Consider the following 12,867-nt stretch of genomic DNA (forward strand, 5'->3'; position numbering starts at 1 on the left):
TTTCGCAGGCGGTGGCTAGAGGCGGCGGGCGGTGCGGAAGTAGTTGGCGTAGTAGCCGTTGCCGTCCAGGCGGGACGTGCCGCCCTTGTCGCCGATGGTCGGGCCGTTGACCTCTTCGCGGCTGGAGATGAAGATCTTGTGGCCGTCGGTGTCGTTGCCCAGGTAGATGCCGATGTGGTCCAGGCGGTTGTGGGTCCGCGAGTCCAGCTTGAAGATCACCAGGTCGCCGGGCTGCAGCACGTCGATGGCGGTCGGCCGGGTGTACCAGGGCCCGGGCCCCTGCAGCGGTATGACGGTGATGCCCTCGTGGGAGCGGGCGATGCCGTTGGCGGTGCGCGGCAGGCCGTCGCCCTGGGTGTCGGTGGGCGCCAGCGGGTAGCGGGCGCGGTAGCCGTAGACGGTCCGGACGAAGCCCGAGCAGTCGATGGCCCGGTAGCGCTCCTGCTCCGGCTTCATGGTGGTGCCGTCCCGGAAGGTGTACGGGATGCCGAGGTAGTCGTAGAAGTCCGACTGCTCCTTGCGGAGGTCGTTGCCGATGCTGCCGCCGGGGTTGATCGGCCCGAAGGCGGCGTCGCCCGCGTACGGGACGCCCTGCGCGTCCTTCTTCACCGGCGCGCCCTCGACGTACTGGAACGCGAAGGCGAAGATGTCGTCCTCCTCGCTGCCGAAGTACTTCTTGAACCACTCCTTGAACCAGGCGCTGTTCTCCGCGCCGGCCTTCCACTTCTGCGGCATCAACCGCACCCAGTTCTCGGTCACGACCCGGGACTTGGTGTTGGCGGCCTCGGCGAAGGTCCGGCTGGGCCCGGTGAGGGTCGCGGTGCGGGCGCCGTCGGTGAAGGTGCCCAGCACCTGTCCCTTGGCGTCGCGCAGCACCGACCGGTCGGGGCCGGTCAGCCGCTCCCAGGTCTGCGCGCCCTGCGCGCCGACGGTGGACGACGACAGCTGCGGCTTGTCGGTGACGGCCTGCACCTCGGGTGCCTTGGCCTGCTCGTCCTTGCGCAGCGCCACCGTCAGATAGCCGCTGGCGGCCAGCAGCGCGGTGACGGCGACGACGTTGACGATCTTGCGGCTGCGGCCGGCGCCGGCCTTGCTGCTCGTGGGCATGGGATCAGCTCCAGTCGTACGGTCAGGCGGACGGCATGACGCCGAGCAGGATTCCGGCGGTCAGCACCACGTAGGTGGTCAGCGTGGCGGAGCCGGTGGCCAGCAGGGTCGGGCCTTTGGGCTGGCGGACCAGCTGGTAGGCGATCAGACCCGGCACGATGAACCCGAGGGTCTGGTTGGTGTACATCAGCGGGTACTCCCGCTGCAGCACGATGATCAGCGTCGCCTGCAGGATCACGCCGATCAGCACGACCGCCGCGAACAGCCGCTTGCCGTAGAGGATCACGTACTTCTGCACGACCACCGTGAGCAGGTAGGTCAGCACGGTCACGCCGACCACCATCGAGGCGCGCTGCAGGTCCTCGACGAGGGTGAGCGCGAGCCAGCCGGGCGTGATCATGCCGCCGGGCGACAGGTTGGTGGTCAGGTAGCAGACCAGGGAGGCGAGCAGGCCCAGGGCGATGCCGATCGCGGCGATCTCCGGGGTGAGGGCGTCGGGGATCATCGGTTGTCTCCTGGGTTCTGCCATGGCATGGACGGGTGCTGGTCGGCCGGGGGCTGCGCGGCCCAGTGCGGCGCGGGGCGGGCCGGCTGCGGCCAGTCGTCGTCCGGGTCGACGGGGTACGTTTCGGCCACCACCGGGATGCGGGTGGTGTCCTCGGCATCGTGCGGGGCCAGCTGCCCCGGCAGGACGGCGTGGAAGGGCGGGGCCGCGTGGGCCCAGACCGCCGCCTGGTCCTCGGCCGCCTGGTCGATCGTCCACGCCGTTCCCGCGTCGTCCGCCGCCTCCTGACCGTCCTCGTCCGGTGCGAGTTCGGCGATCCGCTCCAGCAGGAGTTCACCGCGGCCGTGGATGTTGCCGATCGCGACCAGCGAGGAGTCCGGGCCGAGCCGGCCCAGCACGTCGGCCAGCAGGGCGTCCGGGTCGCGCCGCTCGCCGCCGAGGTCCACGACGCGGTCGCGCCACTGAGCGGGGATCGCGTCGATCGCGCTCTTCGCCGGGTGCCCGATCACGAAGACGTGGTCGGGGGCGAGGTGCGGCACCAGCGCGCCCATCTGGCCGTTGCGCTCGACGCGGTCCGGGCGGCAGTTGATCAGCACGTTCAGCGGCCGGTGCACCGCGCCGAGGCCGAGCAGCTGCTCGATGTTCATCAGCGTGGACTCGGGGTCGTTGGCCGCGAAGACGTTGGCGAACCGCAGCCGCTTGCCGTCCGGGGTGAGGTAGCGCTCGACGGACAGCACGCCCGGGTCCGGCGGCGCCTCGTACATCCCGGCCAGCGCGGTCTGCCGGTCGATGCCCAGGAGTTCGGCGACCTTCAGGGCGATGGCCACGTTCTCCTTGAAGGTGAACCAGCTGAAGCCGCGCAGCTCCTCGTCGCTGACCGTCTCCGGGTTGGCGTAGATCAGCTCGCAGTCGCGGGCGGCGGCCTCCTCGGCGAGGATGTCGTACCGCTCCCGTTCCGCGGTCACGCAGACCCCGCCGATCGGCATCGACCGGCACAGCGAGCGCGCCACGTCGTCCAGGGTCGGGCCCATCTCCGCCAGGTGGTCCTCACGGACGTTGCACAGCACGCCGATCGTGGACCTGATGAGCTTGCTCTGGTTGATCTCCTGCAGCGCCGGCATGACCGCCATGCACTCGATGACCATGGCGTGCGGCTGGTACGAGGCGGCCCGCCGCACGATGCCGATCTGCTCGACGACGTTGGCGATGCCGAACTTGCGGTAGACCGGCTCCTCGGTGGCGTCGGGGTGGATGAAGCGGGCCGCGGTGCCGGTGGTCTTGGCGACGGTCACCAGCCGGCCGCCGCGCAGCGCCCCGGCGCACAGCCGGGTGATCGAGGACTTGCCGCGGATGCCGTTGACCAGCACCCGCACCGGGATCTGCGCCAGGTTGGCGTTGTGCCGGCGCTGTTCGACGACACCGGCGATCAGCAGCACGGTGCAGCTGGTGACCAGCACGCAGTAGAGGAAGATCATCTCAGTTCCTTCCGGCGGCGGTCGTCCTGCGCTGCTCCTGCAGTCGCTGCCGGATCAGTTCGAGGCTGCGGGTGACCGCGCCGACCTCGTCGTGGTGGCGCGGGTAGAGCACGGTCCTGCGGTCCCCGTCCGCGAGCGCCTCGGCCTGCTCGGCCAGGGTGCGCAGCGGCCGGACCACCACGATGTGCAGCCAGCCCAGGCAGGCCGCCACGAGCGTCAGGCCGAGCAGCCCGGCGAGCGTGGTGCGGTGCTGGAGCCGGTACTCCGGGATGTCGAGTCCCGCGGCCGGCTGCCAGCTGACGACCGACCACCCCAGGTCCTTGGCGGCACCGCCGCCGACGAAGGGCGCGGCGGCGGCGATCTGCGCCTTGCCGTGGTGCCGGTAGACGACGCTGCCCGGGTGGGCGCTGACGCCGACCTTCATGGCGGACGCCTCGACCAGCTCGTCGAGCCGCTCCGACGGGAGCTTCTGGAAGGCGCGGTAGCCGGTGTTGCCCGCGATCACCCGGCGGTGCGCGTCGACCACCCGGATCGAGCCCAGACCGGGCCGCTTCAGCAGCGAGTTGAGGAAGTCGATGCGGAACTCCCCCACCACCACGGCGCCGTCGCGCCCGGGGATCTCCGCGTAACCGGCGATCACCGGCTCCTTCCCGGAGTCGTTGACGACCCGCACCTCCAGGTTGCGCGGCTTCTGGTCCTCCACGTTCCGCGGCCGGTCGCCGGCCCTGGCCAGCACGCCGGCCTTCTCGCCGGAACCGGAGAGCACGTACAGCGACTTGTAGCGCAGGTGGTCGCCCATCGTGCGCTCCAGGACCACGGCCATCTGGTCGTCGGCCGTGGTGTTGCCGATCAGCGAGGCCACCGACGCCAGGTCGGCCTGTCCCTCGTTGAGCGCCCGGCGGACCCGGTCGGTGAGGGTGTCGGTGCGCTCGCGCTGGTCGTTGACGACCTGCTGGGGGATGATCACCGTCGCGTCGGCGCGGTTGAGCAGCAGCATCAGCGGCGCCGACCAGGCCAGCAGGATGACGGCGACCAGGGCGACGACGCTGCGGGTGCCGAACCACCGCAGCCGCGCCGCGGGCAGCGCCGCGTCCGGTCCCGCGGCCCCGCCCTGTTCCGGCCGTCCCCCGGCGTGCTCCGGCGGGGACTCCCCGCGCAGTTGGCGCCGCAGGCGTTCCAGCGCCCGCCCGATCCGCGCGGTCTCGCCGTACGCCGGCAGGCCCACCGGCCGCGCCAGGTCGCCCTGGTGCAGCCGCCGGGCCTCCAGGAAGAGCCGCAGCAGCGGCCGTTGCACCACGCCGAACAGCACCGCGACCGCCACCGTGCCGAGGATCAGCAGGGCCGCCGCGGCGAGCAGGCCGAACAGCGGGTGGTCGGTGCGGGTCGGGTCCTCGGCGACGCTGACCATGGCGAGCACGGTCAGGCCCAGGCCGGTGGCGGTGGTGCTGGTGCCGGGCTGCGGCGCGGCGAGCGTGGCGTAGCCCGCGACGGAGCGGTCGCCCTGGAACATGCCGCCGGTCAGGCTGCCGCTGATGCCGAGGAAGCCGCCCTCGCCCGGCTCCCTGGTGGTGAGCGGGTCGTGGTCGGTGCGCTTGGCGACGATCTTGGCGAAGGCCGCCATCTGCGCGTTGGACCGCTTGACGCCCTCGCGCTCGTCGGCGGTGAGGACCTGCTCGGGCGCCGGGATGCCGTCGGTGGACAGGACTTCGCCGTCGGAGTCGAGCACCGCGATGGCCCGGAAGTCGCCCAGGCTGATACCGGGGAACTTCAGGCTGCTGGACGCGATCAGCAGTTCCTGCGGCTTGCCCGGCCAGGACAGCAGCGCGAAGGTCAGCAGCCGCGTCTCACCGTTGCTGAGCTTGATCATCCGCGGCCGCAGGCCGTCCTCGTCGGACAGCTTGGACCTATCGATCGCGGTCAGCGGCATGTTCTCGCCGCGGGCGGCGAGCAGCTTGCCGGAGTTGATCTCGATGACGGCCGTGCCCAGCCACTTCTGGTAGACGCTGCCGATCTTGTCCAGCACCGCGTCGGCGGGGACCGGCTTGCCCGCGTTGAACAGCGACGCGGTCCTGGTGAGGTCCGTGACGCTCTCGTCGAGCGAGGCGCGCAGGGCGATCGCCCCGTCCTCGGCGAAGTGCTGCTGCGAGGTGAGCACGGCCTTCGGCTGGCCCGCGCTCTTGACCTGCCCGATGGTCAGCGCGGTGATGGCGGCGAGCGCCAGCAGTGCCGCGGCCAGCGCCGCGATCGGTGGCCGGATGCCGCCGAGCAGCGACATGTCGGCCCTGCGGCGTGCCTTGTGACCCCGTGCTGTCTGCCAGACGGCCAACGGAGCGTCCCTCCCCATGGTGATGGTGCTGCTGAGCTGCGGCTGCTTCGCGGCGGCGCCGTCATGCGCCGCGCGGCACGGCGTGCGCGGGGTCCCTCCCGCGCACGCTGCGCCCTCGGGGTCGCCCGGACCGGACCGGACCCCGCGTCGTCCTGGGCGGGCCGGATCAGTCCGGCAGGTCGAGCAGGGGCGTCAGCCCGTCCTTGGCGGCGCCGCGGTTCAGCAGGGTGCCGCGGGTGCGCTCGAAGGCCAGCCGGTAGCGGGCCCGCTGCTCCTCGGTGAGCGTGTGCTGGGTCTTGTCCGCGCGCAGGGAGCGGGCGATGTCGACCAGGCGGTGGTCGCGGACGGGCTGCACCAGGGTGCCCTGCCCGCCGGTGCCCTCCTCGGCGGCGGTGACACCGGGGTCGGGGGTCTGCCCCTTCACGTCCTGGGTCGGCGGCAGGTCCACGAACGTGGGCACGTACTGCGCCTTCACGTCCCACTTCCCGTGGCGCTTGGTGAAGGTGAACCAGCCGATCACGCCCTCCTCGGTCAGGCCGATGGGCACGTCGTGGCGGGCCACCTGGTTGCCCAGGCCGTACGCGATCCAGGTGCCGTCGACCTTCTCCATCGGCTGCACGACGTGCGCGTGGTGGCCGATGACCAGGTTGATGCCGGTCTGGGTGGCGATCTGCCGGCCCAGTTCCAGCTGCGACTTGCTGGGGTTGGGCCAGTCCTCGCGGCCCCAGTGGATGCTGAGGATCACCACCTCGGCGCCGGCCGCGCGGGCCCGCTTCTCGGCCGCCTTGATCGCCTTCAGGCTGGTCTTGTTGACCAGCCACGGCTTGTCCTTGGGCACCTCGTGCGCGTTGTAGCCGAACGCGAAGGAGATCTGGGCGACCTTGACGCCCTTCACATCGATGATGTTCGGGGTGTCGTGCTCCTTCTTGGTGCGGGCCGAACCGGTGTGCTTCAGGCCGACCTTGTCCAGGGTGTCCAGGGTCCGCTTGACGCCGGCGTAGCCGCCGTCCAGGGAGTGGTTGGAGTTGGTGGAGCAGGTGTCGTAGCCGATGTCCTTGATCGTGGTGGCGATCTGCGGCGGCACGAGGAAGTTGGGGTACGACGACCAGGGGCCGCTGGTGGTGCCCAGCACCGGCTCCAGATGGCAGATCGCCAGATCCGCCTTGCTGATCACCGGCTCGACGCCGGCCATGATGTCGCCGAAGTAGGGGCCCTTGACGTGGTGGCGCTTGGCGTCGAGCATGGCCTGCTCGGTGAGCTGCGGGTGGATCAGGATGTCGCCTGCCGCGGCCACAGTGAAGGTCGGTCCGTCCTGCCCTCCGGCGCCACTGCCGGCGGAGCTGCCCGATGCCTTCCCGAAGCAACCGGACATGCTGCTCAGCAGCAGCACGACCAGAAGCGTTGTGCCCAGGGTCCGCAACGAGCCGTTTGACGTTCTCTTCACCGGGGTATTATCAACGTTTTATGGAAACAGGTTCCCTGAAACGCATAACGATTGCGGCAACAGCGATGGTTGTGCTGCTGGGCGGACTTTTTCTGATCCTCTTCCGGAGCGGTGGTGACAGTGCCACAGCCCGCTCCTCAGCCAGGCAGTCGGGCCCAAGCGGAGCGGCGGCCGGGCGGATCGACCTCGAACGTCGCGTGACGGACTTCACTTCCATGATCGACCGGAACGGCGGCTACCGGCCGCCGACCGAGGCCGAGCGCGCGACCGTCGCCGGCGGCGTCGGCCTCCTCCTCGACCACCGGGAGCAGCCGGCCCGCGACCGGCTCGCCGAGGTCGGGTTCGACCTGCGCACCCTGACCGACACCCGGAGCGGCCGCCGCTTCGCCGAGATCGCCGACTCGCACGAGGGCGGCAACGGCAACCGCGGCTGGGGCCGGGTCTACGTCGACCTCAGCGCCCCGGTGCGCTGGTCGGTCCAGGTGCCGCACCCGGTCGCCGACGAGGACTCCGAGAAGCTCGGCGTCGGCGTCCTGCGGGGCACCTCCGGCGGCGTGATGGTGCTGGCCGGCGCCCACCGCCGGTCCGGCGAGGGCAACTCGGCCGACGTGGCGCACCGCCAGGACACCGTCTTCGACGCGGTCTGCGCCGAACTCGTGCGCCGGCAGCTGCCGGGCGTCCAGGTGCACGGCTTCGCCGACTCCTCGCAGCCCGGCTACGACGTCATCGTGTCCACCGGCAAGGCCGACGACGCCCACGCCGAGGCGCGCACCCTGGCCCGCGCGCTGAGCGGCAAGGGCTTCGAGGTGTGCCGCGCGTGGGCGCGCGACTGCTCGCTGGAAGGCCGGACGAACACCCAGAGCGCGGTCGCCGCGGCCGCCCATGTCCCCTTCCTGCACGTCGAGTTCAGCCGCACGGTCCGGACCAGCGAGCGCAGGATCGCCCGGGCGGTGGCGGCGCTGGACACCGTCACCTCCGGCTGGGACTCGCCGGACCGGCACGGCGGGAGCACGCCGTCGGCCGCCTCGCCGTCCGCGGCGCCGGCGGTCGCCCGCGGGTGAGCGGGCGCCGCTGAGCGCAGACACCGCGTGACGGGCCGTCGGTTCAGCCTTTGAGCCCGGTCTGGGCGAGGCCTTCCACGAAGTGCCGCTGGGCGGCGATGAAGACGAGCAGCACCGGGACCACCGTCGTCACGGACGCGGCGAGCTGGATGTTCCACAGGTGCGAGCCGTACGCGTCGGTGTACTGGGTGAGCGCGACCGGGAGCGTGTAGTTCTTCTTGTCCGTCTCGTAGACGAGGGGTTCGAGGTACATGTTCCAGCTGTTGAGGAACGTGAAGATGGCCACCGACGCCAGCGCCGGCCGGGCCAGCGGCAGCGCCACGCGGAAGTAGAGGCCGAACCGGCCCAGGCCGTCCATGCGGCCGGCGTCCTCGAGTTCGTCGGGGATCGCCAGGAAGAACTGCCGCATCACGAACGTGCCCAGCACGCTCGGCGCGCCGAGGATCGGGATGACGATCAGCGGCCAGTGCGTGTTGGTCAGTCCCAGCCGGTCCACCATCTTGAACAGCGGGATGATGGTGACCTCGGTCGGGATCAGCAGGCCGCTGAGGATCAGCGGGAACAGGACCTTGTTGCCGGGGAAGGGGATGCGGGCGAACGCGTACCCCGACAGCGACGCCACCAGCATCGTCCCCGCGGTGACGAGGACGGCGATGTAGAGGCTGTTCAGATACTGGTGCGCCAGCGGGTAGTTCGCGAACGCGGTCTTGTAGTTGGACCACTGCGGGTGCACCGGCAGCAGCTTCGGCGGATAGCTGAGCACCTCGTTCTCGGGCAGCAGGGAGGAGGTGATCATCCACCATGTCGGGAACACGAACGGGATCGCGAGCACGGTCATCACCGCGTACAGCAGCGGCTTCTTCCACCGGCCGGGGCGCCGCCCCGGGGCCTGCGGCTCGGCGGCCGCGTGCCGGAGCCCGACGGGCTGCCGGGCGGCTGTCTCAAGACTCATAGAACACCCACTTCTTGCGCAGGCGCCACTGAATCAGGGTGAGCACCAGGATGATCGCGAACAGCACGACCGCGACGGCGCTGCCGTAGCCGAAGTCGTGGTTGTCGAAGGCCTGCTGGTAGAAGAAGTACACGAGGACGTTCGTCCGGTTGCTGGGACCGCCCTCGGTGAGGATCTGGATCTGGGCGAACACCTGCAGGGAACCGCTGATCGTCACGATGGTGGTCAGCAGGGTCGTCGGGCTGATCATCGGCAGCACCACCGAGCGGAACCGGCGCCACGGCCCGGCGCCGTCGATCTCGGCGGCTTCCAGCAGCGACCGCGGAACGCCCTGGAGCGCCGCGAGGAACAGCACCATGTTGAGCCCGACGTTCTTGAACACCTGGACGACCACCACCGACACCAGCGCCGAGTTGTCGCCGCGCAGCCAGTTGGGTCCGTGGATGCCCACCACGTGCAGCATCGAGTTGATGCCGCCGTTGTTCTGCAGCAGGAAGTTCCAGGTGATCGTCCAGGCCACCAGCGAGACGACGACCGGTGAGAAGAACAGCGTCCGGAACACCGTGGTACCGCGCAGCCGCTGGTTCAGCAGCACGGCCAGCAGCATGGCCAGCGCGATGTTGATCACCACGAGCCCGATGCAGAACAGCACCGTCGCCCGGGCCACCGACGGCGTGGCCGGGTCGTGCACCAGCTGCGAGTAGTTCTTCGTCCCCGCGTACTTCGTCACGCCGGAGAGCACGTTGGACGTGTGGAAGCTGTAGTAGACGACCGCGATCAGGGGGTAGAGGACGAAGGCGAGGAACCCGAGGGTCTGCGGCAGGACGAACAGCCAGCCGCTGAGGGTGTCCTGCCGCCGCAGGGTCCAGAACCGCCCCGCCCCGGCCGGCGGGCGAGGGGTGCTCGCCCGCTCCCGTGTGGGCTGGGTCTTCTGCATGGTCGTCACTGGGTCAGGGCCGGTGCGATCGCCTTGCACACGCCCGCCAGCACGGAGCCGACGTTCGCGCCGGACTTCCACATCGGGTCGAGCGCGTTCTGGACGAGGTTGGCGATCTTGGCGCTGTTCTGGTGGGACGGCAGGACCGAGCCGGTCTTGATGCCGTCGATGACCACGCTCTGCAGTTGCTGCGGAGTGAACATGGGGTTGGCCTTGGCGAGGGTGGCGGTGGTCAGCTGGCTGTTGCGGGCGGGCGGGAAGTAGCGGGCCAGCTTGGCGGAGTTGGCCGCGTCGGTGAAGTAGGCGAGGAAGTCCGCCGCCTGCTGCTTGTGCGACCCCTTCGTCATGACCCCGATGCCGGCCTGCCCGATGACCTGCGACGCTCCGGCCGGTCCGGCCGGAAGCGGAACGATGCCCCAGTTGAAGGGGTGGCTGGCCAGCAGCGTGGCCCGGCTGATCTGGGTGATGGTGAGGGCGGACTCGCCGGCGAAGAAGTCGGCGGTCTCACCGGGGCCGGGCAGCGCCTTGTCCGTGAAGATCGCGTCGTGCAGGAACGTCATCGCCTGCTGCATCTGCGGCGAGTCGAACTGGCAGGTCTTGCCGTCGGCCGACCACGCGTCGGCGCCCCAGCCGCGCCACATGCCGGCGAGCTGGATCCACGTCTTGTAGTCCCAGTCGCGTATCACCAGGCCCTGCTTGTCGGTGTGGGCGGCCACCTGGGCAGCCATCTTCTCCGCGTTCTGCCAGGTCCACTGGTGGTCGGCGACCAGCTGGTCCGGGGTCTTCGTCACGCCGGCCCGCGCGAGCAGGTCCTTGTTGTAGAACATCCCGAACGGCGAGGTGGAGAAGGGGTACGCGTAGAGGTCCCCGCCCTGCTTCCACAGCTTGGTGGCCGCGGGCGCCAGGTCGTCGTACTGGTAGCCGGCCGCCTTCTTCAGGGTCGGGGTGAGGTCGGTGAGCGCCCCGGAGGACACGAAGTCGGGGGCGTCCCGCTCCAGGACCCAGGCCATGTCGGGCGGGTTGCTGCCGGCGATCTGGGTGGTCAGCGCGGTGGTGTAGTTGTCGATCGGGATGTAGTCGAAGGTGATCGACGCGATGTCCGGATGGGTCTTGCGGTAGTCCGCCGCGATGCTGTCGAACAGCGCCGTCTGCGACTTGTCGTTGCTCCACACGGTCATCCGCAGCGACACGTTCCTGTCGCCCGATCCGGACCCGTTCGAGCACCCCGCCAGGGAGACGGCCAGCAGGGAGACGGCGGACAAGGCGAGGGAGGTGAGCCGGAGGCGTCTGGTTCTCATCGTTGCTCCAGAGGATTCGGTTCTAGTAGCCGCGGATCTCGGGCCAGGCCAGCGGAACGCCGCGCCGGGACAGCAGGGACCGGTAGTCGTCGAGGTGGTCGGCGGTGGCGTGCACGCCGTGCGGCGTGCGGCCGGTGGCGACGCAGTGGGCGGCGAGGGTGCCGGCGGCCTCGCCGATGTTCCACTCGACCGGGTGCAACCGGTAGGCGCCGTTGGTGATGTGCGTGGTGCCGATGTTCTTCGCCGCCGGCAGGAGGTTGGTCAGCCGCTGCGGCAGCAGCGCGCCGAGCGGGATCTGGAACGGTGCCGACGCCACGTCGAGATAGGTGTCGCCGCCGGTTGAGGGGTGCAGGTCGATCCGGTACATGCCGATGCCGACCGAGTCGCGGTAGCGGGTCGCACCGTTCTCGCCGCGGATCGCCAGCGAGACGTCGTCCTCCCGGACCGTGGTGACGGCCCGGATGCGGCGGGACTCCCGCACGTAGACGTCCTGGGCCAGGCCGTCGTCGGTGCCGAGCAGGTCGCCGCGCAGCCGCAGGGACGGGAAGCCGGTGCCGCCGTCGGGCCGCGGCGCCTCGGTCTGCATCCAGTACAGGGCCGACAGCGCCAACTCGCGTGCGCCGTTGCGGTGCTTGGCCGCCTCGTCGGCCGAGACCTCGAACAGGGGTCCGTCCATGTAGTCGATCATCGGCCAGTTCACCAGGGTGATGTCACTGGCGTAGGCGCCGGGCTCGAACAGCTTGCGGGCCGCGATGCGGCGGAACCGCCACAGGTCGTCGGTCCCGGCGTTCTTGCTCTGGTCCGCCTCGACGGCCAGCGGGTCGTCCTGCGGGTTGGGGTCGAGCCAGCCGTTCGACGGTTCGAGCGTCCGCGGGTTGGGCCAGGAGAACGCCAGCAGCGGTCCCGGCCAGATGTCCGGGCGGACCGACCGCCAGTGGTCGTAGGTCGCCGGCCGGTCGATGGTGTGGTCACCGTCGACGTGGTCGACGGCGAAGCACCAGGACACGGCCTGCATGGTCAGCGGCTCGGCGGTGTCCTTCGCGCTGGGCTCGCCGGTCTCGTCCCGTGACTCGGCGCCGGTGACGTACTCGGCGCCGGCCAGCGGCAGCAGGTCGCCGGTCTCCGTCGCGTCGATCACGTACCGGGCGTGCACCGTGACCGGGCCGTCCGCCGTATCGCCGTCCGGCACCAGGGTCACCGCGGTCACCGCGTCGCCGTCGACCGCCGCCGACTCCGCGCGGTAGGGCCGCAGCACCGTGAGCCGGCCGGAGCTGCGGGCCGGGGCGAGCATCGCCTCCAGGACCGAGACGGCGACCCGCGGCTCGTGGCACAGCCGGCTCACCAGGCCGGCGCCCGGGTTCAGTTGGCGGGCGCGCAGCGCCTGGGCGGTCAGCGGGTAGTGGCGGCGGTAGTACCCGCGGATGCCGTCCCGCATCGACCGGTACGACGCCGTGACACCGAGCATCTCGACCCACGGGTGCTCGTCCGGCGGGGTGGCCTGGGCGGTGAGTTGCCCACCGAGCCACCGGGGGCCCTCCGTGAGCACCACTTGTGCGCCGTGCTCGGTCGCGGCCAGGGCGGCGGCTATGCCGCCGAGCCCTCCGCCGACGACCAGCACGTCCGTGCGTAGTTCCTTCACCCGCGCGTCCTTCCTTGGTAATTCGTATTAGCGCACGCTAGGGAAGGATTCCGGAGAAGTCAACGGCAAGTTTCGAGGAAGGTTCGGGGCGGTTGCCCGGCGCCGGGCACGGCGACCCGGCCG

The 12,867-nt window shown here is 70.7% G+C and carries 10 protein-coding genes; 1 reads left to right on the forward strand and 9 read right to left on the reverse strand.

The window, feature by feature from the left end; translation table 11 throughout:
- Window positions 1-15: 15 nt before the first annotated feature.
- The 5 genes from ACH4TG_RS28730 to ACH4TG_RS28750 form a co-directional block, all read right to left on the reverse strand.
- Window positions 16-1,107 (reverse strand): C40 family peptidase, encoded by a 1,092-nt coding sequence (locus tag ACH4TG_RS28730; protein ID WP_398245453.1) that lies wholly within the window; start codon window positions 1,105-1,107, stop codon window positions 16-18.
- A 22-nt stretch (window positions 1,108-1,129) separates the two neighbouring features.
- The gene (locus ACH4TG_RS28735) at window positions 1,130-1,612 is read right to left on the reverse strand and encodes a poly-gamma-glutamate biosynthesis protein PgsC/CapC (protein ID WP_398245454.1); all 483 of its coding nucleotides are present in this window, start codon (window positions 1,610-1,612) and stop codon (window positions 1,130-1,132) included.
- Complete coding sequence (gene pgsB, locus ACH4TG_RS28740; protein WP_398245455.1) at window positions 1,609-3,087, reverse strand: poly-gamma-glutamate synthase PgsB; 1,479 nt, start codon at window positions 3,085-3,087, stop codon at window positions 1,609-1,611. Before pgsB ends, ACH4TG_RS28735 begins: the two co-directional genes overlap by 4 nt.
- Before the next feature lies 1 nt (window position 3,088).
- Window positions 3,089-5,362, reverse strand: coding sequence for a cache and HAMP domain-containing protein (locus ACH4TG_RS28745; RefSeq protein WP_398245576.1), 2,274 nt, complete (start codon window positions 5,360-5,362; stop codon window positions 3,089-3,091).
- Window positions 5,363-5,579: 217 nt separating this feature from the next.
- Complete coding sequence (locus tag ACH4TG_RS28750) at window positions 5,580-6,785, reverse strand: CapA family protein (RefSeq protein WP_398245577.1); 1,206 nt, start codon at window positions 6,783-6,785, stop codon at window positions 5,580-5,582.
- Window positions 6,786-7,072: 287 nt separating this feature from the next.
- On the opposite strand from ACH4TG_RS28750, the gene ACH4TG_RS28755 reads away from it, so the two are divergent.
- On the forward strand, window positions 7,073-7,918 hold the full coding sequence (locus tag ACH4TG_RS28755; protein WP_398245456.1) for a hypothetical protein: 846 nt from the start codon (window positions 7,073-7,075) through the stop codon (window positions 7,916-7,918).
- A 43-nt stretch (window positions 7,919-7,961) separates the two neighbouring features.
- Here ACH4TG_RS28755 and ACH4TG_RS28760 read toward each other — a convergent pair whose 3' ends face one another.
- The 4 genes from ACH4TG_RS28760 to ACH4TG_RS28775 are packed head-to-tail and all read right to left on the reverse strand — an operon-like array spanning window position 7,962 to window position 12,744.
- A complete protein-coding gene (locus ACH4TG_RS28760; RefSeq protein ID WP_398245457.1) occupies window positions 7,962-8,870 on the reverse strand; it encodes a carbohydrate ABC transporter permease in 909 nt (302 codons plus the stop codon).
- Window positions 8,860-9,807 carry a carbohydrate ABC transporter permease gene (locus ACH4TG_RS28765; RefSeq protein ID WP_398245458.1) on the reverse strand — a complete coding sequence of 316 codons (948 nt, stop codon included), beginning with the start codon at window positions 9,805-9,807 and terminating at the stop codon, window positions 8,860-8,862. The genes ACH4TG_RS28760 and ACH4TG_RS28765 overlap by 11 nt, the downstream gene beginning before the upstream one ends.
- Before the next feature lie 5 nt (window positions 9,808-9,812).
- A complete protein-coding gene (locus ACH4TG_RS28770) occupies window positions 9,813-11,105 on the reverse strand; it encodes an ABC transporter substrate-binding protein (RefSeq protein WP_398245459.1) in 1,293 nt (430 codons plus the stop codon).
- Between the two features lie 22 nt (window positions 11,106-11,127).
- Window positions 11,128-12,744 (reverse strand): FAD-dependent oxidoreductase, encoded by a 1,617-nt coding sequence (locus ACH4TG_RS28775; RefSeq protein ID WP_398245460.1) that lies wholly within the window; start codon window positions 12,742-12,744, stop codon window positions 11,128-11,130.
- Window positions 12,745-12,867: the final 123 nt, after the last annotated feature.

It is taken from the genome of Streptomyces sp. NPDC020917 (assembly GCF_044333795.1).
In the GTDB taxonomy this organism is placed as follows: Bacteria; Actinomycetota; Actinomycetes; order Streptomycetales; family Streptomycetaceae; genus Actinacidiphila.